Raw genomic sequence first — 22,589 nt, forward strand, 5'->3', positions numbered from 1 at the left:
GGGGAGGCAGGTCGGGTGTCGGTGCACAGCAACTGATGCACCGGTCTTCGGGCTGGACGGAGAATCCCAGTGTCTGTGTCTTGTCGTGATGGCGCGCTGCTGTCTGATGCGGTGCCCCACCTATGATCGTGCGGCTCACTGCGGGGCGGGGGCGTTGGCCGGTGCGAGGGTGATGTCGAGGTGGTGGGTGAGGAGTTCGGTGGTCTCTTGGAGGTCGATGAGGGGGCGGCGGAGGTAGCGGTGGGGGGTGGACCACCAGCAGAAGGTGCGGCGGTGGACCCAGACGTTGAGGGTGGGCAGGACGAGGACGGAGAGGCCGTCTTCGGTGGTGGTGCGTGTTCCTTTGAAGCCGCGGCGGGTGAGGTTGAGGAGCAGGTGGTGTGCGGCGGTTCCGGGGTGGACGCGGTAGTGCAGGCCGGGCCAGTCGTGGGGGAGCGGTAGGGCGAACCAGACCGTCTTGCCTGGGACGGACGCGATGTCGACCCGGGATCTGGTGGGGACGCTGCCCCAGGCGGCGGTGACTTGGCGGACGAGTTCGAGGCCTTTGCCGTGCTCGTCCAGCAGCCCGGCCCCAGAGGTGTGCGGTGTGGTGGCCCGCGCGCCGTCGAAGACGGAGACGATGAGCTGTGGGGACGGAACGGTCCTTGCCCAGATCCACAGTTCAGGCGGGGTGGGCGGCCGGTCGCCCCGCGCGCACCTGGCATGCCGTAGTGCGTTCGTTGCGGTCTCGGAAACGGCGAGCTTGCCGTCCTCGATCACGTCCCGGTCGAGCCGCAGTTCGGTCATCGTCTGGCGGACGAGACGGCGTGCCGTCGCCGGTCCGCTCTCGTCCCCGGGCAGCCGCCACGCGCACAGCCCCCCGCTCACCAGCCCCCACGCCCCCTTGACCTCCACGAAGCCCGACCTCCTCCATGTACCGCCGCAAGTGGTACAGAAAGCGACATTTTAATCACTTTCTGTTGTGTGTCTTGCGTCACATGGTGCGGTCTCCAGACCAAGGTCGCAACTGTTTCAAGGAAGAAAGTAAAGATCATTGCGGCTTGCATCCTCAAACGGCTTGAGACTCGACTACTCACCGGGCATGCTCGGTCACGTGACAACCAGGCCACCCACGGTCCGTGAGCGCCGCCTCGCCAGCGAGTTGCGGAGGCTTAGGGAATCCACGACGGCGCTGAACTTGGAAGAGGCCGCTGAACGGCTCGGTTGGAGCAAGACCAAGCTGTCCAGGATCGAGAACGCGATCCGCAGGGTCACCGTGGGCGAGGTACAGCAGATGCTGACCCTCTACGGCGTGAGTGGTCCGCGTTTGGACGCGCTCGTCCGATTTGCTCGTACGGCCAGGCAGCGCGGCTGGTGGGACGTCTACGAGAACAGCCTGCCTGCGGACTACGCCACTTACATGGGCCTGGAGGCTGAAGCCGAGTGGCTCAACTCCTACACGATGGGGCTCGTGCACGGCCTGATGCAGACCGAGGACTACACCCATCATGTCGCTAAGTCGATCTTGATGCGCTTCTCGCCGGCCTCAGAAGTCGAGCGTCGCGTCACGGCTCGTATGGCACGCCAGCGGGCCTGGGCGGAACGGGAGGACCCGGCGCGCGTTTGGACGATCTTGGACGAGACGGCGCTCAGACGTGTCATCGGAGGTCCCGAGGTGATGCGAGCCCAGTACAGGCGCATCATCGAGCTGACCGAGCAGCCGAACGTGATGTTTCAGATCATGCCCGTAGCCGCGGGCGGGCACCCCGGAGTCGTGGGGAGCTTCGCTGTGCTGGGATTCCCCCAGCGGTTCACCCCCAATGTGGTGTACGTCGAGAACATGACGAGCGCTCTCTACATCGAGGACGAGAAGGAAGTGCACACGTACTCGCTGGCGTTCGAGCAGATGGCAGCCATGGCGCTGGGCCCCGAGGAGTCGGTGGCTATGCTCGAACAGCTAGCGCGACAATGAGTGCATGGAGGGACAAAGTGTCCAGTCTCCGTCTTCATCGGACTGTCTTTCGTAAGAGCAGCCACAGCGAGGGTGCGAACGGGTGTGTCGAGACCTGTGTCCGCGATGCGCGCCACCTGGTTCGGGACTCCAAGGATCCCGAAGGCGACCTCCTGGCACTGAAGCGGGATGCGTGGGCGGCGATGGTGTCGCAGATCAAGCGAGGCGTCTACGACCTCTGAGTCAGACCCTTCACACGCCGTACCTTGGCCGAGGTGCGGCGTGTTTTGTTGCCGGACGTCGGTAGGCGCTCCGGCTGTTGACATCGATGTGGCGACGTCCAAGCGGTGGGCCAGGCGGGGTGAGAGCGGTCCGTCAAAGTGCTGCTGTCCCGGGTCGCCGCGGCTCTGGGGACTGCTCGACCGGCCGATCGGCGGGCGCCGCGTCATGGTGGAGTACTGGCTGGCCACCCCGTAACGACCGCCTTAGCGCGCAGCCTGAACTGTCGGCGGTCGGCCTTGACCTGGCGCGGGGTGCTCGTCGTGCGCTGCGCCGCCGGCCGCCTTGTCGATCTCGGGGCGGCTCGCGCCGGGCCTGGCCGGGTGGGGCCGGGCCCGGCGGTTCGGGCGGGCTCAGGTGGTTGCGTAGGAGAGGGTGATTGCGCCGTTGCGGCGCTCGGTGGCTGAGATCAGGCGCAGGTTCGTGCGCTTGGCGGGGCGGAGCAGCGGAGTCCCGCTGCCCGCCATGACCGGGTTGATGACGAAGTTCAGCTTGTCGACCAGGCCGTGCTCGAGCAGTGTCTGGGTCGCCCACAGGATCCCGGTCCCGGTCAGGGTCAGCCCAGCCGCCATCACGAGCTTGACCGACGTGCGGGTGACCAGGAGCTGGGCCGGGCCGGCGAACACCACCCCGGTCAGGCCGACGGTCAGCCAGGCCAGGCCCGTCGTCATCGGCGAGTATCCGAGCACCTGCTGCATGTAGAGGGTGCCGATGAAGATGTAGCCGTAGAAGCCGGCCCCGAGCAGGAAGCCGACCGCGTTGGATCCGGCGAGGGTCTTCAGCCGGAACAGCCGCAGCGGCAGCAAGGGCGCCTCCACCCCGGCCTCGACGACCACGAACGCGACCAGCAGGGCCGCCGCGCCCGCGAGCAGGGCCAAGGTCCGGGTGTCCGTCCAGCCGGTGTCCGGTGCCCGCGAGATCGCGTAGACCGCGACCACCAGGGCGCCGGTCACGGTGAGGGCGCCGGGCAGGTCGTAGCGGCGCCGCGCGGCGGGCAGTCTGCTCTGGGGCACCACCCGCCGGGTCAGCGGCAGCGCGGCCCCGCCGACGACGACGTTCAGGTAGAAGATGTCGGGCCAGCCGCCGTACCGGGTGAGGGCGCCGCCGGCCAGCACGCCGAAGGTCGCTCCGCCGGCGCCGACGGCGCCCCAGATGCCGAGCGCCTTGTTGCGCTCGGTGCCCTCGGGGAACATGTTCATCACGATGGACAGCGCGGCCGGCAGCACCGCGGCGGCGCCGAGGCCCTGGACGGCCCGCATGATGATCAGGAACGTGCCGCCGGTGGCCAGCGCGCAGGCGAGCGAGGCCGCGGTGAACAGCGCGAGCCCGGCCGTGAACGTGCGCCTGCGGCCGAGCAGGTCGGCGGCCCGGCCGCCGAGCAGCAGGAAGCCGCCGAAGGTGATCGCGTACGCGGTCACCACCCACTGCAGGTCCGCCTCGGCGAAACGCAGTTCGGCGCCGATCGTCGGCAACGCGACATTGACGATCAACAGGTCGACGGCCGTCATGAAGTACGCCACGGCGAGCAGCGCGAACGCCCGCCACCGGCGCACTCCACCGGCCACCGCGGCCGTCCGGCCGCGGATGTCGATTTTGGGGTCCACTGAGGTCACGTGCGCCTCCGGTCGTCACTGGTCAGGTCCACACCGGTTGAAGCACCGGCCGTCCCGCGGATTCGCCGCCGCGACGGCGATGAATCCGGGCCGCGGCCGGTGTTGCAACTTCAGGAGTGGTCATCCAGGCGGCCACGTGCCACCACCCGAAAGGACAGGTCCCGCATGCCCATGACCGAGGCGACCCTCGCCCTTGCCCAGGCCGGGGACGGTGAGGCCTTCCGCGAACTCATCGACCCCCACCGCCGTGAGCTGCAGGCGCACTGCTACCGGATCCTCGGATCGATGCACGACGCCGAGGACGTGCTTCAGGAGGCTCTGTTGGCCGCATGGCGTTCGATCGGACGGTTCGACGGCCGGTCCCTGCGGGCGTGGCTCTACCGGATCGCCACCAACCGCTGCCTGAACTACCTGCGCGGCCAGGCCCGCCGCCCGCAACCGGCAGGCCTGCCCGACCATGGTGGGGGCCGGCCGGAGCAGGGGGGACCCGCCGAGCCGTGGTGGCTCGAGCCCTACCCCGGTGATCCGGATGACCTCGCCCTCGGCCCCGAAGCCCGATACGACGCCCGGGAGTCGATAGCCCTGTCGTTCGTGGCCGGCCTGCAACACCTGCCGCCCCAGCAGCGTGCGGTCCTGGTGCTGCGGGACGTGCTCGGCTTCCCCGCGGCCGAGACCGCCGACATCCTCGGCACCACCCAGACCGCCGTCAACAGTGCGCTCGTCCGGGCCAGGGCCGGGCTGCCGCCCGACCCGCACCCGCAGGACGTGCCCGTCCCAAGGTCACCGGCCGAGGCCGCCGTCGTCGACCGGTTCGTCAGCGCGTTCCAGCGCTTCGACCTGGAAGAACTGGTGGTCCTGCTGACCGACGACTCCAGGTTGACCATGCCGCCCCAGCCCACCGAGTACCGGGGACCCGAATCGATCGCCCAGTTCCTGCTGGCTCATCAGCGCCAGGAGATGAAATTCGTCCCCGTCCGGGCCAACGGCCAGCCCGCCCTGGTGCTCTACCTCCCCGATCCCAGCGCGCCGATCTGGCGGGCCAACGGCGTCACCGTGCTCACCCTGCGAGGAGACCAGATCCACACGATCACCCGCTTCGGCGACCCGAGCCTCATCACCCGCTTCGGATGCCCCCGCACCCTGCCGAAACCCGGGCGGTAGACGAAGCCGGCCTCGGCGCGCGCCTGGTCGGCGAGGTCGCGTAGGTCGGGGTGCCGGGCAGTGGCAGACGCGGGCTCGGCACCGCCGAGGCGCGCGAGCCGAGTCACTGCCGCGTGACCGACGACTCGAGTTGTGTCGAGGTCGGTCGGGATGAACCGGATCGACAGGGGTGTCCAGTCGGGCCGGCGGGCCGGCGGTGGCACACTGGGGCGCGGCAGTGCGACGGTCGAGCGGAGGGTGGGGGCGGTGGCTCTGATGCCGTCCGGTACACCCGCCCCCCGTGCGGCCGGGGAGAAGACCGCTGGGCGTCTCCCCGGCCGGGTCCGGGAGTGGCGGCCGCCGTGGCCGCTCGACCTGCACGGGACGCTCTCGCCGCATCGGCGGGGGCCGCATGACCCCGCGTTCCGGGTCGAGCGGGACGGGGCCGTCTGGCGCGCGTCCCACACGCCCGAGGGGCCGGGGACGCTGCGGCTCCGGTGGGCCGGCGGCGCCGTCGAGGCGACGGCGTGGGGGCCCGGGGCCGAGTGGTTGCTGGACGGGGTGCCCGAACTGCTCGGCGCCGACGATGAGCCGGACGGGTTCGTCGCGCGGCACGACGTCGTCCGGGACCAGATCGTGAAGCGGCCCGGGCTGCGGATCGGGAAGTCGCGGCGGGTCTTCGAGGCTCTGGTGCCGGCCGTGATGGAGCAGAAGGTGCTCGGCCAGGAGGCGTGGCGCGGCTGGGGCTACCTACTGCGGCGGTTCGGGGAGCCCGCGCCGGGTGCGCCGCACATGCGGGTTCCGCCGCCGCCCGAGGTGTGGGTCCGGATTCCCTCGTGGGAGTGGCACCGGTCCGGGCTGGAGGCCGTCCGCGCGAGGACGATCATCGGGGCCGCGCGGGTCGCGAAGCGGCTGGAGGAGGACGCCGGGGAGGCGCGGCTCAGGTCGCTGCCCGGCATCGGGGTCTGGACGGCGGCCGAGGTCCGGCAGCGGGCGGTGGGCGATCCCGACGCCGTCTCCGTCGGCGACTACCACCTGCCCGCCCTGGTCGGCTGGGCGCTGGCGGGCCGCAAGGTCGACGACGCCGGAATGCTCGAACTGCTGGAGCCCTACGCCGGCCATCGGTACCGGGTCACCCGGCTGCTGGAATCGTCCGGGAGGCGCCCGCCGAGGCGCGGCCCCCGTTTGCCCGTCCGGGACTACCGGTCGTTTTGACCGGGTCGACGGCGGCGCGGCGGCGCAGCCAGAAGTTGTTCGGGGTCCAGTCGAGGCCGTCCCGGCCGTCGGCGCCGAACAGCGGGCCGAGGACGGCCAGGGCGATGATGAGGCCGAGCACGTACAGCATCGTGTTGCTCCTTTGGGATCGCTGGGGGCGTTCCCGCGCGGGGCGATCGGGTGAGCCGGGGTCTCCGGCCCTTTCCGTCGCACCTATAGTTTGACTCAGTCCAACATTCAGGTCCAGCGACAATTGCTGGAGTGATTATGTAAGAATCGCTTCACTATGCTGGATCTGGGACGGTTGCGGGTGCTCCGCGAGCTCAAGCTGCGCGGGACGCTGGGGGCGGTGGCCGAATCGCTCGGCTACACGCCCTCCGCGGTGTCGCAGCAGCTCGCGCAGCTGCAGAAGGACGTGGGTGTTCCGGTCGTGGAGCGGGCCGGGCGGCGGCTGCGGCTGACCACGGCGGGAGAGGTGCTCGCGGAGCACGCCGAGACGCTGCTGGCGCAGGCGAAGCAGGCCGAGGAGGCGACGGTCGCGGCCAGCGGGCGGGTCGCCGGGGCAGTGAAGATCGTCGGGTTCCAGACGGCGCTGCTGCACGTCCTGGCCCCCGCGCTGCCGCGGCTGCGCCGGGCGTACCCGGAGCTCGTGGTGGACGTCCTGGACGAGGAGTTCCACCGGGTGCTGCGGGAGCTCGTGCTGCAGGAGATCGATGTCGTCCTGACCGATGAGTACTCGCATCTGCCGCGTCCGCGCCGCCCGGAGCTGACGGCCGAGGTGCTGGTCACGGAGATGATGCGGGTCGCGCTGCCGGCGGACCATCCGCTGGCGCTGGACGGGGCGCCGGTCCGGCTGGCCGATCTCGCCGGATGCCCCTGGGTGACCGGGCACGTCGGGACGAACCATGCCGATCTGCTGGAGCGGACGTGTGTGGAGCTCGGCGGTTTCCGGCCCGATGTGCGGTACCGGTCCAACGATCTGCTGATCATGTTCGCGATGGTCGCGGCGGGCGGCGCCGCGTGCCTGATCCCCGATCTGGCGCTCGCCGAGCGGGAGGAGGGCATCGTCGTCCGGGACGTGGCCGACGCCCCGGTCCACCGCCGCATGGTGATGTGGACGCGGGTCGGCGCCGAGGTGCGGCCGTCCGTGCGGGCCGTCCTGGAGGAGCTGCGGAAGTCGGCGGACGACCTGGTCGAGCGGCGCCCCAGCTGCCTCCGCGGCACCCCCTGATCAGGTCTTCCAGGACGAGAGCGCGTCGTCGATCTCCTCGCGGGTCGGGAGCCGCAGGGATTTCGGCGCGTTCTCGGGCAGGTCGTGCTCGCGCGCGTGGGCGGCGGTCATGGTGCCGTCGGGTGCGCGGAAACCGGCGCGTTGCAGGATGTCGAGGGCTGAGCGCGTGCCCAGGGCCGCTTGGAACGCCTCTGCCGCGTCCCGCCGGCGAGGGTCCTTGGTGGTCACCGCATAGGGGTGGTTGAGCATGAGCGTGCCTTCGTCCGGCATGAGGCCCACGACCGGGTTCGGACGGTGGGTCTCGTTGTAGGCGACCACCGCCTGCTCAGTGGTGACGGCGAGGGGACGGGCGAACCGCTCGGCGCCGACCAGCCCGGCCAGGGTCGCGATCGAGCCGCCGTTCTTGCGGAGCGCCTCGGCCACATCCGCGCCCTTGTCGACCTGCTCGATCGCAATCATGGCGATGGTTCCGGTCATGCCGGTGCTGGGGTCGGCCACGATCCGGTCCAGGGCGAGCCCGCCCGCCTTGTCCTTGCGCAGGAGCTTCCAGCTGGGGTCGATGCCGGCGTCCCGGAACTCCTTCTCCACCGGACGGGTGGTGGCCAGCACGACCGGAGTCAAGGCCACCGAGGGCGCCGCCACCGGAACCGATGAGTCGCCCTTCCGGACGATGCTCAGCCACAGCGACGACTCCGGCACCCACGCGTCCGCGTCACCCTCGTAGGCGGCGGGCGCGACCGGTGTCACCTCGGCGCGGACGCAGCGCCCGCCCACCCGGTGCTTCTCCACGTTGAAGCGGGACGCCACGTCGCTCAGCGCGGGCGCGATGTCCGGCTGCGCCGCGACGGTGATCCGCACCTGCGCGCCGGAGCAGGCCGGTGCGGAGAACAGGCCGAACGCCCACGCGCCGCCGACGGCGCCCGACAGCAGCAGCGCCGCGGCCGCCCATACCGCCGGGCCGAGCCTGAGCGAAGCGAACCGGAGGGTCGTCCTCCCGCGCGCACCCCGCCGCTCGCCGGCCCGGCCCGATTCGTCCATGCGTCCGTCATACCGGACTGAGCGGCAGGCGCCGCCCGAAATTCCCGATTCCGTCCGTGCGGCGGGCCGCCTCGATACGCTCCGCCGGCACCTCCCCGTAAAGGGTGGTGCGCTGCTTGGCGGGACGGCCCGCGCGCCGCGCGATCGCCTCCAGGTCGCTGATGGGCTTGAACGAGCCGTTCTCCGACCCGGCCATCCGGCTGATGGTCTCCTCCATCAGCGTGCCGCCCAGGTCGTTCACGCCCCCTTGCAGGACGCGCGTGCACAGCTCGTCCCCCAGCTTCACCCAGGACGTCTGGATGTTGGGGATCGCGCCGTGCAGCAGGATCCGCGCCAGAGCGTGGACGGCCACGTTCTCCCGGACGGTCGGCCCGGGGCGCGCCAGCCCGGCCAGGTAGATGGGGGAGTTGTGGTGGACGAACGGCAGCAGCACGAATTCGCTGAACCCGCCCGTCCGCTCCTGGATGGACCTCAGCAGCTTGATGTGCGCGACCCAGTGGGCAGGCGTGTCGACATGCCCGTACATCATCGTGGACGTCGTCGGGATGCCCAGCTCATGCGCGGTGGTGACGACCTCGATCCACTGGTCGGTGGGCAGCTTCCCCTTGGTCAGCACCCACCGCACGTCGTCGTCCAGGATCTCGGCGGCCGTTCCGGGCAACGAGTCGACCCCGGCCTCCTTCGCCGCCTGGAGCCATTCCCGGATCGACAGGTCGGTCCGGGACGCGCCGTTCACGACCTCCATCGGGCTGTACGAATGCAGATGGATGTCAGGCGCCCGCCGCTTCACCTCACGCGCGAGGTCGAAGTAGGCAGTGCCGGGCAGGTCGGGGTGGATGCCGCCCTGCATGCAGATCTCGGTGGCGCCCGCCGCCCATGCCTCGTCCACCCGGTCGCCGACCTGGCTCAGCGACAGCGTGTAGGCGTCGGCATCGGTCCGCCGCTGCGCGAACGCGCAGAACCGACAACCCGTGTAGCAGACGTTGGTGAAGTTGATGTTCCGCGTGACGACGTAGGTGACGCCGTCCCCGACGGCATCACGACGCAGGCCATCGGCCAACGCGGCGAGCGCATCGAGCTCAGGCCCATCGGCATGCAACAGGGCGAGCGCGTCGTCATCCGACAGTCCCGCGGGGTTCTGCTCCGCGCGCGCGAGAGCCGCCTTGACGTCGGCGTCGAATCGCTGGGGCGCTGATATGCGCTCCTTCAGCGCGTCCCAGTCCCCGTAGACCTCGTCGAAGTCGTCCCGCCGATCGCTCGTCCGCCCCGTCGTGTCGATCGACGTGTGCAGATCCGTCCGCCCGGACGCCTCGAACCCGCCGTCGGGCTCCTGCCACGGACGCCCCTCGAGCACGGCGTCCTCCCGGGCCAGCCCGGTCGCCGGATCCGCCAGGGCCGCCACATGGCCGATCAGCCGCGGGTCCAGCCACGGCTCGCCCCGCCGCACGTACTCCGGATAGATCGTCAGCCGTTCCCGCAGCGTGAAGCCCGCCTCGGCGGTCCGCTCGGCCAGCTCGTCGATCTGCGGCCACGGCCGCTCGGGGTTCACGTGGTCGGGCGTCAGCGGCGAGACCCCGCCCCAGTCGTCGATGCCGGCCCGCAGCATCAGCGCGTACTGGTCGGCGACCAGGTTCGGCGGCGCCTGCACGCGCGCCTTCGGCCCCAGGACGAGGCGCGTCACCGCGATCGTCGCGGCCAGCTCGTCCAGTTCCGCGTCCGGCGTGTCGCGCATCTTCGTGTCCGGCTTCGCGCGGAAGTTCTGGACGATGACCTCCTGGATCGCCCCGTACTCCCGCATCGTCCGCCGGATCGCGAAGATCGCGTCCGCGCGCTCCTCGACCGTCTCGCCGATGCCGATCAGGATGCCCGTCGTGAACGGCACGTTCGTCCGTCCCGCGTCCTCGAGCACCCGCAGCCGGACGGCCGGGTCCTTGTCGGGCGAACCGAAGTGCGGCCCGCCCCTTTCACTGAACAGTCGCGTAGCCGTCGTCTCCAGCATCATGCCCATCGACGGCGCGACCGGCTTGAGCCGCTGGAAGTCGCGCCACGTCAGCACGCCCGGGTTCAGGTGCGGCAGCAGCCCGGTCTCCTCCAGCACCCGGATCGCCATCGCGCGCACATACGAGAGCGTGTCGTCGTAGCCGTGCGCGTCCAGCCATTCGCGGGCCTGCCTCCAGCGGTCCTCGGGACGGTCCCCGAGCGTGAACAGGGCCTCCTTGCAGCCCATCTCGGCGCCCCGCCGCGCGATCTCCAGCACCTCGTCCGGGCTGAGGTACGGCGATTCCAGCTTGTGCGGGACGGTCGCGAACGTGCAGTAGCCGCAGCGGTCCCGGCACAGGCGGGTCAGCGGGATGAAGACCTTGCGGCTGTAGGTGATCACGCCCGGGCGGCCGGCGGCCTCCAGGCCGGCGTCCCGGGTGCGGGCCGCGTACGCGAGCAGATCGTCGAGCTGCGCCCCGCGGGCCCGCAGCAGTGTGGTGGCCTCGGATCGGTCCAGTGTCTTGCCGTCGCGCGCGCGGGCCAGGGCCCGGCGAAGAGCGGAGCTCGTGGCGTCCATGCGGGCACTCTATGCCAATCGTCATAATTTGCGCCGCCCCGGGGGGCGGGGAAGGCCCCGCACCGAACCCAGCCCCGGCGCCCCGCGATCTATTCCCGGCTCACCTGACCTCGATGAACGCGTCCGCGCTCCGCGGCGGACGTTCGCGCGGAGGCGCCGCGGCATGACCGACCCCCACCGCGCCCATCGGGTCCCACTCGTCCGGCAGGTCCAGCACGTCGCGCACCACGTCGCGGCAGAACATCGTGCTCGACACCCAGCACGACCCGAGGCCCTCGACCGCCAGCGCGACCAGCAGGTTCTCCACGCCCGCGCCCGCCGCCACGACGAACATCTCGCGCTCCGCCCGCGACCGGCGCTCGTCCGGATAGTCGTGCGAACCGTCCATCACCAGGCAGGGCACCACGAGGTACGGGGCCCGCCGCAGCACCTCGCCGCGGCGCAGCCGCTTGGCGATCGACTCCGCGGAGAACCCGTCCCGCCGCAGGTCGGCCTCCCACGCGTCGCGCATCGCGTCGAGCAGCCGCGTCCGGGACTCCGCCGACTCCAGCAGGACGAACCGCCACGGCGTCGTGTGGTGCGGCGCGGGGGCGGTGATCGCCGCGCCGACGGCCCGCCGCACCGCCGCCGGGTCGACCGGCTCGCCGGTGAACTCCCGGATCGTGCGCCGCGCCCGCAGCACGTCGGCCGACCCGAACCGGAACATGTCCTCCTCGGGCGGGCGCACCAGCGCCCGCGCCCCGGGCCCGTCCTCGGCCGTGACCAGATGCGAGAGGCCGCGCACCACGGCGATCGGCACGCCGTCGAGCTTCCCCTTCACCAGCTCCCCGGCGGCCGCGATCTCGTCGGCCACGGCGGTGATGGTGGCGTCGAGCCGGTTCCCGTGGGAGTCGTCCCGCCCGCGCAGATCGCTGAGGGGCTCCAGCCCGGCGACCCCGATCGCGGCGTCGGTCAGCCCGTTCCGCCAGGGCCGGCCCAGCGTGTCGGACACGATCACGGCGACGTCCACCCCGGCCCGCTCCCGCACCCCGGCCCGGATGCGCCGCGCCGAGGCGTCGGGGTCCTCCGGCAAGAGCAGCACGGTGCCCGGCTTCGTGTTGGACGCGTCCACACCGGCCGCGGCGAGCACGAGCCCCTGCCGCGTCTCCACGATCCGGGTCTCGCCCCGCGCGTGCGTCCGCCGCGCCACCACCCGCACGGTCTCGGCGTCGATGGCCTTCTCCCGGTCGTCCGCGACCAGGACCCGCCCCTCCGCCTTACTGACGATCTTGGACGTGACGACGAGCACGTCGCCGTCCTCCACCGCACCCGCCGGAATCAGCGCGGCGATGTCATCGCCCTCGGCGACCTCCGGCAGCCCCGGAATGCCCGTGATCACAACACTCACGCGTCGTCCTCCACCCGCTTGAGCTCCACCGCGAGATCGAGCGCGGCCCGCGCGATGTCGGCCGTCGCCTGCCCGTCGCTCATCAGCAGCGGCCGCGACCGCACCTCTATGCCCTCGATGCGCACGGCCGCATCGGCCTCGTCGACGAGCCACCCGTCCAGCAGCCCGAGCCCGTACAGCTCCCCGACCGCCTGCGCGGACGTCTCGACCCCGATCGCCGTCAGGCAGGCGTCCGCCATCCCCCGCACCGGCGCCCCGCCGATGATCGGCGAGACCCCCACCACGGTCTTCGCGGCGACGGCGTCCCGGATCCCGGGGACCGCCAGGATCGTCCCGATGCTCACCACCGGGTTGGACGGCGGGAACAGCACCGCATCGGCCTCCTCGACGGCCGCGAGCACGCCGGGCGCCGGTTTCGCGTCCTCCGCGCCGACCGCCGCGATCGACAGCGCCGGCACGGACGCGCGCATCCGCACCCACCACTCCTGGAAGTGGATCGCCCGCCGCCCCTTGTCGTCCTCGATGACCACGTGCGTCTCGACCTGGTCGTCGGTCATCGGGATGAGCCGCACCCCCGGCTTCCACCGGTCGCACAGCGCCTCGGTGACGGCCGACAGCCGGTACCCGGCCGCCAGCATCTGCGTCCGGACGATGTGCGTGGCGAAGTCCCGGTCCCCGAGCCCGAACCACGCGGGCCCGACCCCGTAGGCGGCGAGCTCCTCCTTGACGGTGAACGTCTCGTCCTTCCGCCCCCAGCCCTGCTCCTCGTTGATCCCGCCGCCGAGCGTGTACATCACGGTGTCGAGATCGGGGCACACGCGCAGCCCGAACAGCGTGATGTCGTCCCCGGTGTTGCCGATGACGGTGATCTCCGCGTCCGGAGCCGCCTCCCGCAGCCCCCGCAGGAACCGCGCCCCGCCGATCCCACCCGCCAAGCACACGATCTTCATGCCCCAAACCCTACGGCGCTCCCACCCCACCCACCCCCCACCCACCCAACGATCGATTCCCTCTTGCACCCGCACAACGACGAGCGCCTCTCGGATGAGCACGATTCACACGCTCTTGGACCAGACCCGAGCCGCAGCACCGACCGAGCGCCCACCGCGGGCATGCCCTGCGCCGCCGACGGGGCTTCCAGGGGTCGCCCCTTGCCCCAACACAGCAGCCTCTTGGACGAGCACAATTCAAACCCTCTTGGACCAGACCCGAGCCAAAGCACCGACCGAAGCGACCACCACGGGCAGGCACGCGGAGGGCGCTCTGCGCCCGGAGGGGGCATGCCCGGCGAGCCGGGCGACCGCAGCGCCACGTCGCAAACCCGCACGGTCACAACACACCCGCACCGTGGCGTGAGGATCGACCGGCTCGCTGACGGGGGGTTCGGGGGGTCGCCCCCCGGGGGAGCAGGGCACGGGGGGTCGCCCCCCCGGACGAGACTGTGCAAAGCTTTGGCGTGTAATGGATTGCCTCAGTCTGGAGAATTCACCGTGAACAAGGAAGCCGTCCAGCGCCTGCGCGAACCGGTCGCCTGGGTACTGCTCGCCGCGGCGGGACTGCACTTGCTCGCGGGCCTGATCTCGCTGCTGGGCGGGGGCGGCTCGTTCACCGGGCGGGCGCTGGGCGAGACGCAGGGCGGGACGTTCCTGCAGATCGTGCTGGTGGGGGTGCTGGTCCTCGCGGTGCTGCTGGTGACGTGGGGGGACGCGCCGACGCCGCAGGCCCGGACGATCACGATGGGGGCGCTCGGGGTCCTCGGCGGCATCGCGCTGTTCGGGGTGATCGTGTGGCTGTGCGGGATGCTCGCCGATTCGGAGTACGTCTCGGCGCTGACGAAGTTGTCGGCGTTCCTTGAGGGGGCCGGGAAGCTGGCGGTCGTCGGTGCGGGCGGGTGGTTCGTCTTCACCGTGTTCCAGGGGATGCAGCCGCCGCGTCCGCAGCCGCAGCAGCAGATGCAGCAGGGGTACCCGGATTTCGGGTACCAGCAGGGTCAGCCGGGCCAGCAGCAGTACGGGCAGCAGTACGGCCAGCAGGGCTTCGAGCAGCAGCAGCAGTACGGGCAGTACCAGCAGTACGGTCAGCAGCCGGGTGCGGAGGGGCAGCAGCAGTACGGCCAGCAGTACCAGCAGCCGCAGCAGTACGGGCAGCAGGACTACCAGCAGCAGTACGGCGCGCAGAGCGGCGGCTACCAGGCCGGTCAGCAGGCCGGTCAGCAGGGCCAGCAGGAGGGGCAGCAGCAGCCGTCCGCCGACCAGGAGGAGATGGGCGAGTGGACGCGCGCCTACGGCGGGTCCGGTCAGGACCAGGGGCCGCAGGGCACGCAGTCGGCTCCGCCGCAGGAGGGCGGCGGCGACTGGTACCGGGACAACCGTCCTCCGCCGCCGCAGTGATCGGCTCCGGTCGCTGACCGCCCGATTAACCGATCTTCACCTAAAGGTCGTCCTGGCATAACCCGTTTTGTCGCCCGGGAATGCCTTCCGGCTTGACGGGGCAGTCGCTGCACGCGTGTAATTTCGTCCGTGTAGTTTCAATGCCTTCTCGGGGGAAGGAACCGGAGGGATGGCATTGACCAGGGGGTTCCACGGGCAGGGAGGTGCGCTGTGAGCGAGGTGGTCATCCCGCTGGCGCACGGCACAGACGGCGAAGAGATGGGCTGGCAGGAGCGCGCCCTGTGCGCGCAGACCGACCCTGAGGCGTTCTTTCCGGAGAAGGGCGGCTCGACTCGGGAGGCCAAGAAGGTGTGCCGGGCATGCGAGGTGCGTACGGAGTGCCTGGAGTACGCGCTGCAGCACGACGAACGCTTCGGCATCTGGGGGGGTCTCTCCGAGCGGGAGCGGCGCAAGCTGAAGCGCCAGGCCGTCTAGCAGGACGGTGAGACGTTCCGGCCGCGCGCCCGGATCTCGGTGGATCCGGAGCGTGCCCCGCGCGGCCGCGCGTACAGTAAGCAGCCGTGCCGGCCCGGTGCCGGCGCGGCTGCTGTATTTTTCCGCCACGACCCTGTCGTCCCACAGATCGAGCGATCCTTGGCCCCCACTCTCGATCGCCACGTCGTCACGGCGGTCCTCGTCGTGCACGACGGTGCGCGATGGCTTCCGGAGACGCTGAAGGCGCTGCTCACGCAGGCGCGGCCCGCGCAGCGCCTCGTGATCGTGGACACCGGCAGCCGCGACCGCGGGCCGGCGGTGCTCGCGGAGGTCGCCGGCGAGGGCACGGTCCTGACGCTGCCGCGCACGACGGGCTACGGGGAGGCGATCGCGGAGGCGCTGCGGCAGGACGCCGCGTCCGCGCCCGTCCCCGACGACGATCCCGGCACGTCCCGCACCGAGTGGGTGTGGCTGCTGCACGACGACTCGGCGCCCGCGCACGACGCGCTCGCGCAGCTGCTGCGGACGGCCGAGGCGGACCCGAACATCGCGGTGCTCGGCCCGAAGGTCCGCGACTGGGACGACCGGCGGATCCTGCGCGAGGTGGGCGTCACCGTCGACGCGGCCGGGCGCCGCGAACGCGGCCTCGACCAGGACGAGTTCGACCAGGGCCAGCACGACGGGGTCCGCGACGTCCTGGCCGTCGGCAGCGCCGGGATGCTGGTGCGCCGGGACGTGTGGGAGCGGATCGGCGGCTTCGACGTCGAGTACGGCATCTTCCGCGACGACCTGGACTTCTGCTGGCGGGTGCACGCGGCCGGGCAGCGGGTCGTGACGGCGACGGACGCGGTCGTGTACCACGCGGAGGCGTCCCGGCGCGGGGTCCGCGAGATCGGGATGACGGCGGAGCATCCGGCCCGCCGCGACCGCCGCAACGCGCTGTTCACGCTGCTGGCCAACCAGCCGTTTCCCGCGATGCTGCGGGCGGCGGCCCGCAACGTGTGGGCGTCGCTGGTGCACGCCCTCTACCTGGTGGTGACGAAGCGGCCGGGCGCGGCGCGGGAGGAGCTGCGCGCGCTCGCCGACGTGCTGCGCGACCCGGGCCGGCTGCGGCGGGCGCGGGCGGCCCGCGCGGACGGCCGGGCCCGCGCGCACCGCAGCATCCGGCGCTTCCAGCCGCGCTGGCTGGTGCTGCGCCGCGCCGTCGAGGCGATGTCGGAGTACCTCGCCGCCCACGAGCATGAGCGGGAGGAGGAGGACATCACGGCGGACGAGCCGGGCCCGGTCCGCCGGTTCCTCGCCCGCCCCGGCGTCCTGCTGGTCCTCGCGCTGACCGCCGTCGCGGTCGCCGCGGAGCGTTCCCTGCTGACCGCGGCGGGACGGCTGGGCGGCGGCGCGCTCGTCCCGGCGTGGGGCGGGGCGGGCGACCTCTGGGAGCAGTACGTGTCCGGCTGGCATCCGGTCGGGCTCGGCACCGACGCGGGCAGCCCGCCCTATGTCGGCGTGCTCGCGGTGCTGTCGGCGGTCCTGTTCGGCAAGCCGTGGCTGGCGGTGTCGGTCCTGCTGCTGGGCAGCGTGCCGCTCGCGGGCCTGACCGCCTACCGGGCGGCCCGGCTGCTGATCACCGAGCCGCCGCTGACCGGGCGCCGCGCCCGCGCGGCCGGCCGGCGCGTCCCGGTCGCCGCGGTCCGCGCCTGGTTCGCCGCGGCGTACGCGCTGCTGCCCGCCGCGACCGGCGCGATCGCGGGCGGGCGGCTCGGCACCGCCGTCGTCCTCGTCCTGCTCCCGCTGATCGGCGTGTACGCCGCCCGCGTCTACGGGTTCCCGCGCGGCGAGGCCGCCCGGTTCGACGCGGCGACGCGGCGCAAGCGCGCGGGACGGGCCGCGTGGACGGTCGCGCTGCTGCTGGCCGCGGCGACCGCGTTCGTCCCGCTGGTCTGGCTGATCGCCGTGCTGACGGCCGGGATGGTGTGGGCGCTGCTCGACCGGCCGGGCGACCGGCACGGGCGCCGCAACGTGGCGATCGCGCTGGCCGTGCCGCCGCTGCTGATGCTCCCGTGGAGCGCCGGGCTCCTGCTGCACCCGTCCCGCCTGCTCACCGAGGCGGGCCTGCACCGGCGGTTCGAGCCGGCGTCCGCCGCCGACCTGCTGGCGCTCGACCCGGGCGGGCCGGGCGCGCCCGCGCGGTGGGCGCTCGCGGGCCTGCTCGCGGCGGCCGTGCTGGCGCTGCCGCTGCGCAGCCGCCGGGGGAGCGTGCTGACGGGCTGGCTGCTCGCGGTGTTCGGCCTGCTCGTCGCCGTGCTGACCAGCGCCGCCACCGTCACCAAGGGCGCGGACGCGGCGCCGGTGTGGCCCGGTGTCGCGCTGATCGTCGCCGGGGCGGGGGTGCTGCTCGCCGCGACCGCCGCCGTCCAGCGCGCCACCGAGGTCATCGCGAGCAAGCACGTCGTCTACCGGGCGGGCGGCGCCGCGGTGCTGCTCGCCGCGCTGACCGCGCCGCTGCTGTGCGCCGGGTTCTGGGTGGCGGGCGGCGCGGGCGGGCCGCTGGGCCGGGTCGACCCCGACACCGTGCCCCTGTTCCTCCGCGCGCCGGGCGGGCCGAGGACCCTCGTCCTGCACGGAGAGCCCACGGGACGCATCTCCTACACGATCCTCAGGGACGACCGGCCGAGGCTGGGCGAATCAGAGGTCCCGGTGGGCGGCGAGGCCGAGAAACGCATGGACGACCTCGTCGCCGGCCTGGCCGCGGGACGCGAAGGCGACGACGGTCCCGCGCTGACCCGCATGGGCGTCCAATACCTCCTTGTGCCGCATCCCAAGAAGGACCCCATCACCAAGGTCTTGGACGCCGCGCCGGAGCTGACCCGGCTCAGCCGCACGGGGACGTTCGCCGTGTGGCGGCTCCAGGCGACGTCCGCCCGGATGATGCTTCTCCAGGGCTCCACGGTCACACCGCTGCCGGCCGGGCGGATCAATGCGCGCGTGCAGATCCCACCGGGCACGGGCCGGCGAACCCTGCTCCTGGCCGAGCCGGCGGGCGACGGGTGGAAGGCCACGCTGAACGGCCGCGAGCTCAAGACGCGCACGATCGACGGGTGGGCGCAGGGCTACGACATCCCCGCCGCCGGAGGCGAGTTCAAGCTGACGCGGTCGATGACCATGCGGCACACGTGGATCGTCATCCAGGGCGTCGCCGTCCTGCTCGTGGTCGTCCTGGCCCTGCCCGGCGCCCAGGCCGAGAACCTGGTGTTCACCGGCGACCGGGAGCGGCGCCGCCGCGGCCGCCGGGGCGGACGGCGCGGAAGGCGCCGCGCGAGCCATGCCCGCGCCGGGCATGAGCCGCCCCCGGAACCGGTGAGGGAGCCGAGCCCCGAGGAGGTGTCCTGACCCGTGGACAAGCTCCTGCGCTTCCTCGGCATGCGCTACGCCACGGCCGCGCTCATGCTCGTCGCGGTCGCCGCTCTGTACGGGGCCGCGACGTTCACCCGGCCCGGTGAGGCGTCCGAGAAGGGACGCGAGGCGGCCGTCGAGCACGCCGTGATGGTCTGCCCGGGGCACGAGGGCGGGCGGCTGGCCGTGCAGTCCCTCACCCAGAAGGGCGGCGGCCGCGTGGACACGACGACGACGAAGGGCGGCGCCGCGGTCGCGTCGATGACGTCGCCCGGTCAGGGCTGGGACAAGGACACCGAGTCGGGCGAAGAGTCGTACACCGTCCGCGCCACCGGCCCCATCGCCGCCGGGCTGGAGGCCGAGCAGACCACCCACTGGGGCAGCGGCCCCGACCGCGGCCTCGCCGGCGCCCGCTGCGCGAAACCCGGCACCGACCTGTGGTTCCTCAGCCCCGGGCCGGTCTCCACCGACCGGCTGGACCTGTACCTGACGAACGTCGATTCGCAGACCGCGTCGGTGGACCTCACCGCGCTGTCCGGCGAGGGGCCGCTCGACACCCCCGACGGGCTCGCCATCCAGGTCGCGCCGCGCACCACCCGGGTCGTGAAGATCGGCGACTCCGCGGAGGGCCTCGGCGACGTCGTGCGGAGCGCCGCGGACCTCGCCCTGCGCGTGCGCACCACCAGCGGCCGCGTCGCCGCGTCGCTGCGCGTCCGGGCCGGGAAGAAGAAGGGCATCGAGTGGCTGCCGCAGGCGCGCGAGCCCGCGAGGTCCGTGCTCGTCCCCGGCGTGCCGGGCGGCGCCGGGCAGCGGCGGCTGCTGGTCTCCGTCCCCGGCGAGGCCGACGCCCGCATCAGGATCCAGGTGATCACCTCGGGCGGCGCGTTCGCCCCGCAGGGGCAGGACGTCCTGGACGCGCCCGCGAAGACCGTCACGTCCGTCCCGCTCACCGGCGCGCTGTCGGGGAAGGCCGCCGCCGTCCGGCTGGCCGCCGACCGGCCCATCCTCGCGGGCTTCGCCGCCGACCGCGGCGCCGACGTGGCCTACGGCGCGGCGACCGCGCCGCTCGCCGCGTCCGGCCCCGGCGTGGTCGCCGACAACCGGTTCGACTCGTCGCTGATCCTCACCGCGCCGTCGGGCGCCGCGACCGTGCGGGTCGTCACCGTGAGCGCCGCCGGGAAGAGCGCCCCGCAGGACGTCGAGGTCCCGGCGGGGCGGACCGTCGAGGCCGAGCTCAAGCCGCCGGGCGGGGACGACGCGTCCTACGGCGCCGTGATCACCCCGCGGCCGGGGTCGGCGCCCGTCTACGCGTCCCGCGTGCTCGCCACGGGCAAGGGCGAGGACTACCTGTTCACGGTGCTGCCGATCGTCCCGGCCCCGATGACGATCCGCCTCCCGGACACCGCCGACTCCCAGACCGCCCTGACCCCCTAGCCGCCGGACGCCCTGGCCGCCGGGGGCTCTAGTCGTCCGGGGAGTCGTAGCTGGGGTCGACGGACTCGGGGGACAGGCCCAGGAGGTCGGCGACCTCCTCGACCAGCAGGTCGCGGACCAGGCGCACCTGCTCCGCCTCGCCGGAGGCGCGGACCTCGACGGGCCGGCGGTACACCACGATGCGCACCGGCGCGCCCCCTTCGGCGGGGAGCGTCCGGCCGAGCGGGACGGGCCCGTCGGACCACGGCTCGACGTCGGGCACGTCTTCGACCGCGAACTCCACGCGGGCGAGTTCCCGCCCCCAGCGCTGGACCAGCCGCCGCACCTCGTCGTCGACGAGGTCCTCGAACCGCTCCGCGCGGGTCCGCGAGACCGGCGCCTGCGGGGGCGTCAGAGGGCCACGGAGGCCACGACCGTGCCGGTCGCGGCGCCGTACGCCTGCCACACGGGATCGCACGCGTCCAGCCTACCTCCGCGGACCCCGCCGCCCGCGAGGAGACGCCAGTACGCGCATCCGTCGATGACCGCACGGTTAGAGTTCAGGACCATACGGATTGTGATTGTTACCCCGGAAATCGCCCGGTAACGGCGACACGTGCGCCGGGGTGGTGGCGGAGCCGCTGGAGGGGAGGTACGGTCAGCCATCGTGAGCCCCGTCCGCACCTGCTCCCGCACCGCCTGCAAGGCGCCCGCAGTGTTCACGCTCACGTACGTCTACCGCGACTCCACCGCGGTCCTGGGGCCGCTCGCCGCGTACGCGGAGCCGCACTGCTACGACCTGTGCGCGGAGCACTCCGAGCGGCTCACCGCCCCGATGGGGTGGGAACTGGTGCGGCTCCCCGTCGAGGAGGAGACCGAGCCCAGCGCCGACGACCTGGAGGCCCTCGCCGACGCCGTCCGGGAGGCCGCCAAGCCCGCCCCCGGGCCGGGCGGCGAGCCGGTCGGGCAGGGCACCGAGGTCGGCCGCCGCGGCCACCTGCGGGTGCTGCGCTCCGAACCCGCCGCCACCCAGCCCGGCCAGGAATAGCCCGCCCCCGCCGCCGCGACGCCGGGGCCGGTCGCGTCCGCCCTTCCCGGTAGGCTCGTGAACCCGGTTTCCCGGGGCACAGGGTCTCTTGGCACATCCGGGCAGGTTCTTCGGACAGGGAGCAGGAGTGGGCGACCTCGGCAAGATCTTCAAGGCGTACGACATCCGCGGCGTCGTCCCGGACGAGCTCGACCCCGCGATCGCCGAGGCGGCCGGGGCGGCGTTCGTGCGGGTGACGGGCGCGAGCGCCGTCGTCACCGCGCACGACATGCGGGAGTCGTCCGGGCCGCTGTCCGAGGCGTTCGCGCGCGGCGCCACGTCCCAGGGCGCGGACGTGATCGAGGCCGGGCTGGGCTCCACCGACATGCTGTACTACGCCAGCGGCAGCCTCGATCTGCCCGGCGCCATGTTCACCGCCAGCCACAACCCGGCCAGGTACAACGGGCTGAAACTGTGCCGCGCCGGCGCCCGCCCGGTCGGCCGCGACACCGGCCTCGGCGAGATCCGCGAGATGATCGAGAAGGGCGTGCCCGCCCACGACGGGAAGCCCGGCGCCGTGTCCCGCCGCGACGTCCTCAAGGGCTACGCCGAGCACCTGAAGACGCTGGTCGACCTGTCGTCGATCCGCCCGCTGAAGGTCGTCGTGGACGCGGGCAACGGCATGGGCGGGCACACCGTCCCGACGGTGTTCGAGGGCCTGCCGATCGACCTGGTGCCGATGTACTTCGAGCTGGACGGCACGTTCCCCAACCACGAGGCCAACCCGATCGAGCCGGAGAACCTGCGCGACCTGCAGGCGAAGGTCCGCGAGACCGGCGCCGACATCGGGCTCGCGTTCGACGGCGACGCCGACCGCTGCTTCGTGGTGGACGAGCGCGGCGAGATCGTCGCCCCCTCCGCGATCACCGCGCTGGTCGCGACGCGGGAGCTGGCCAAGCACCCGGGCTCCTCGATCGTGCACAACCTGATCACGTCCAAGGCCGTCCCGGAGATCATCGCCGAGCACGGCGGGACGCCGGTCCGCACCCGCGTCGGGCACTCGTTCATCAAGCAGACGATGGCGGAGACGGGCGCGGTGTTCGGCGGCGAGCACTCGGCGCACTTCTACTTCCGCGACTTCTGGTTCGCCGACTCCGGCATGCTCGCGGCGCTGCACGTCCTCGCCGCCCTCGGGCGGCAGGAGGGGCCGCTGTCGGAGCTGCTCGGCGAGTACACCCGGTACGTCGCGTCCGGCGAGATCAACAGCGAGGTCGCCGACCAGGCCGCCGCCGCCGCGAAGGTCAAGGACGCCTTCGCCGGCCGCCCCGGCGTCGAGACGGACGAGCTGGACGGCCTGACCGTCACCGCCGAGTCCGCGGGCTGGTGGTTCAACCTCCGCCCGTCCAACACCGAGCCGTTGCTCCGCCTGAACGCGGAGGCAGGCGACGAGGCGACCATGGCGGCGGTCCGCGACGAGGTCCTGGCGTTGATCAGGGAGAGCTGAC

The 22,589-nt window shown here is 72.6% G+C and carries 18 protein-coding genes; 11 read left to right on the forward strand and 7 right to left on the reverse strand.

Features of this window, described 5'->3' with window-relative positions; genetic code table 11:
* Nucleotides 1–135: 135 nt before the first annotated feature.
* Nucleotides 136–894 (reverse strand): ATP-binding protein, encoded by a 759-nt coding sequence (locus ABTW95_RS22485; RefSeq protein ID WP_500227301.1) that lies wholly within the window; start codon nt 892–894, stop codon nt 136–138.
* Between the two features lie 163 nt (nt 895–1,057).
* Between ABTW95_RS22485 and ABTW95_RS22490 the strand changes: the two genes are divergently transcribed.
* Both ABTW95_RS22490 and ABTW95_RS22495 read left to right on the forward strand, forming a co-directional pair.
* Nucleotides 1,058–1,951 carry a helix-turn-helix domain-containing protein gene (locus ABTW95_RS22490; RefSeq protein WP_500227302.1) on the forward strand — a complete coding sequence of 298 codons (894 nt, stop codon included), beginning with the start codon at nt 1,058–1,060 and terminating at the stop codon, nt 1,949–1,951.
* Nucleotides 1,948–2,172 carry a DUF397 domain-containing protein gene (locus ABTW95_RS22495; RefSeq protein ID WP_500227303.1) on the forward strand — a complete coding sequence of 75 codons (225 nt, stop codon included), beginning with the start codon at nt 1,948–1,950 and terminating at the stop codon, nt 2,170–2,172. Before ABTW95_RS22490 ends, ABTW95_RS22495 begins: the two co-directional genes overlap by 4 nt.
* 390 nt (nt 2,173–2,562) lie before the next feature.
* Here the strand turns inward: ABTW95_RS22495 and ABTW95_RS22500 are convergent, their stop codons facing one another.
* Nucleotides 2,563–3,822: an MFS transporter gene (locus tag ABTW95_RS22500; RefSeq protein ID WP_500227304.1), complete on the reverse strand. Its 1,260-nt coding sequence runs from the start codon at nt 3,820–3,822 to the stop codon at nt 2,563–2,565.
* Nucleotides 3,823–3,987: 165 nt separating this feature from the next.
* On the opposite strand from ABTW95_RS22500, the gene ABTW95_RS22505 reads away from it, so the two are divergent.
* The 3 genes from ABTW95_RS22505 to ABTW95_RS22515 all read left to right on the forward strand — a co-directional run bounded on the left by ABTW95_RS22505 (nt 3,988) and on the right by ABTW95_RS22515 (nt 7,408).
* Nucleotides 3,988–4,983: a sigma-70 family RNA polymerase sigma factor gene (locus ABTW95_RS22505; protein ID WP_396448047.1), complete on the forward strand. Its 996-nt coding sequence runs from the start codon at nt 3,988–3,990 to the stop codon at nt 4,981–4,983.
* A gap of 255 nt (nt 4,984–5,238) precedes the next feature.
* Nucleotides 5,239–6,177, forward strand: coding sequence for a DNA-3-methyladenine glycosylase family protein (locus tag ABTW95_RS22510; RefSeq protein WP_500227318.1), 939 nt, complete (start codon nt 5,239–5,241; stop codon nt 6,175–6,177).
* Nucleotides 6,178–6,463: 286 nt separating this feature from the next.
* Nucleotides 6,464–7,408 carry a LysR family transcriptional regulator gene (locus ABTW95_RS22515; RefSeq protein WP_500227305.1) on the forward strand — a complete coding sequence of 315 codons (945 nt, stop codon included), beginning with the start codon at nt 6,464–6,466 and terminating at the stop codon, nt 7,406–7,408.
* Here the strand turns inward: ABTW95_RS22515 and ABTW95_RS22520 are convergent, their stop codons facing one another.
* The 4 genes from ABTW95_RS22520 to cofD form a co-directional block, all read right to left on the reverse strand.
* The gene (locus ABTW95_RS22520) at nt 7,409–8,446 is read right to left on the reverse strand and encodes a substrate-binding domain-containing protein (RefSeq protein ID WP_396448049.1); all 1,038 of its coding nucleotides are present in this window, start codon (nt 8,444–8,446) and stop codon (nt 7,409–7,411) included. It lies immediately after the preceding gene.
* 7 nt (nt 8,447–8,453) lie between these two features.
* Nucleotides 8,454–11,003 (reverse strand): bifunctional FO biosynthesis protein CofGH, encoded by a 2,550-nt coding sequence (locus tag ABTW95_RS22525; protein ID WP_500227306.1) that lies wholly within the window; start codon nt 11,001–11,003, stop codon nt 8,454–8,456.
* A gap of 100 nt (nt 11,004–11,103) precedes the next feature.
* Nucleotides 11,104–12,390, reverse strand: a complete 1,287-nt coding sequence (locus ABTW95_RS22530; protein WP_500227307.1) for a coenzyme F420-0:L-glutamate ligase — start codon at nt 12,388–12,390, stop codon at nt 11,104–11,106.
* Nucleotides 12,387–13,340: a 2-phospho-L-lactate transferase gene (gene cofD / locus ABTW95_RS22535; RefSeq protein ID WP_396448052.1), complete on the reverse strand. Its 954-nt coding sequence runs from the start codon at nt 13,338–13,340 to the stop codon at nt 12,387–12,389. Before cofD ends, ABTW95_RS22530 begins: the two co-directional genes overlap by 4 nt.
* A gap of 540 nt (nt 13,341–13,880) precedes the next feature.
* On the opposite strand from cofD, the gene ABTW95_RS22540 reads away from it, so the two are divergent.
* The 4 genes from ABTW95_RS22540 (at nt 13,881) to ABTW95_RS22555 (ending at nt 20,078) form a co-directional block, all read left to right on the forward strand.
* Nucleotides 13,881–14,780 (forward strand): hypothetical protein, encoded by a 900-nt coding sequence (locus ABTW95_RS22540; RefSeq protein WP_500227308.1) that lies wholly within the window; start codon nt 13,881–13,883, stop codon nt 14,778–14,780.
* A 258-nt stretch (nt 14,781–15,038) separates the two neighbouring features.
* Nucleotides 15,039–15,254 carry a WhiB family transcriptional regulator gene (locus ABTW95_RS22545; protein ID WP_171064042.1) on the forward strand — a complete coding sequence of 72 codons (216 nt, stop codon included), beginning with the start codon at nt 15,039–15,041 and terminating at the stop codon, nt 15,252–15,254.
* A gap of 159 nt (nt 15,255–15,413) precedes the next feature.
* Nucleotides 15,414–18,641, forward strand: coding sequence for a glycosyltransferase (locus ABTW95_RS22550; protein WP_396448054.1), 3,228 nt, complete (start codon nt 15,414–15,416; stop codon nt 18,639–18,641).
* Between the two features lie 3 nt (nt 18,642–18,644).
* Nucleotides 18,645–20,078, forward strand: coding sequence for a DUF5719 family protein (locus tag ABTW95_RS22555; RefSeq protein ID WP_396448055.1), 1,434 nt, complete (start codon nt 18,645–18,647; stop codon nt 20,076–20,078).
* Nucleotides 20,079–20,106: 28 nt separating this feature from the next.
* Here ABTW95_RS22555 and ABTW95_RS22560 read toward each other — a convergent pair whose 3' ends face one another.
* Nucleotides 20,107–20,535 (reverse strand): metallopeptidase family protein, encoded by a 429-nt coding sequence (locus tag ABTW95_RS22560; RefSeq protein WP_396448056.1) that lies wholly within the window; start codon nt 20,533–20,535, stop codon nt 20,107–20,109.
* A gap of 189 nt (nt 20,536–20,724) precedes the next feature.
* Here ABTW95_RS22560 and ABTW95_RS22565 point away from each other — a divergent pair, with 189 nt between their 5' ends.
* A complete protein-coding gene (locus tag ABTW95_RS22565; protein WP_396448057.1) occupies nt 20,725–21,105 on the forward strand; it encodes a DUF3499 domain-containing protein in 381 nt (126 codons plus the stop codon).
* Between the two features lie 127 nt (nt 21,106–21,232).
* Nucleotides 21,233–22,588 (forward strand): phosphomannomutase/phosphoglucomutase, encoded by a 1,356-nt coding sequence (locus ABTW95_RS22570; protein WP_396448058.1) that lies wholly within the window; start codon nt 21,233–21,235, stop codon nt 22,586–22,588.
* Nucleotide 22,589 lies beyond the last annotated feature (1 nt).

The organism is Spirillospora sp. NPDC127506 (assembly GCF_040302145.1).
Classification (GTDB): Bacteria; Actinomycetota; Actinomycetes; order Streptosporangiales; family Streptosporangiaceae; genus Spirillospora.

Excerpts from the sequence above, each read along its gene's own strand:
- ABTW95_RS22495 (WP_500227303.1), top strand. The coding sequence starts at position 1,948 with ATGAGTGCATGGAGGGACAAAGTGTCCAGTCTCCGTCTTCATCGGACT.
- ABTW95_RS22505 (WP_396448047.1), top strand. The coding sequence starts at position 3,988 with ATGCCCATGACCGAGGCGACCCTCGCCCTTGCCCAGGCCGGGGACGGT.
- ABTW95_RS22510 (WP_500227318.1), top strand. The coding sequence starts at position 5,239 with ATGCCGTCCGGTACACCCGCCCCCCGTGCGGCCGGGGAGAAGACCGCT.
- ABTW95_RS22515 (WP_500227305.1), top strand. The coding sequence starts at position 6,464 with ATGCTGGATCTGGGACGGTTGCGGGTGCTCCGCGAGCTCAAGCTGCGC.
- ABTW95_RS22520 (WP_396448049.1), bottom strand. The coding sequence starts at position 8,446 with ATGGACGAATCGGGCCGGGCCGGCGAGCGGCGGGGTGCGCGCGGGAGG.
- ABTW95_RS22525 (WP_500227306.1), bottom strand. The coding sequence starts at position 11,003 with ATGGACGCCACGAGCTCCGCTCTTCGCCGGGCCCTGGCCCGCGCGCGC.
- cofD (WP_396448052.1), bottom strand. The coding sequence starts at position 13,340 with ATGAAGATCGTGTGCTTGGCGGGTGGGATCGGCGGGGCGCGGTTCCTG.
- ABTW95_RS22545 (WP_171064042.1), top strand. The coding sequence starts at position 15,039 with ATGGGCTGGCAGGAGCGCGCCCTGTGCGCGCAGACCGACCCTGAGGCG.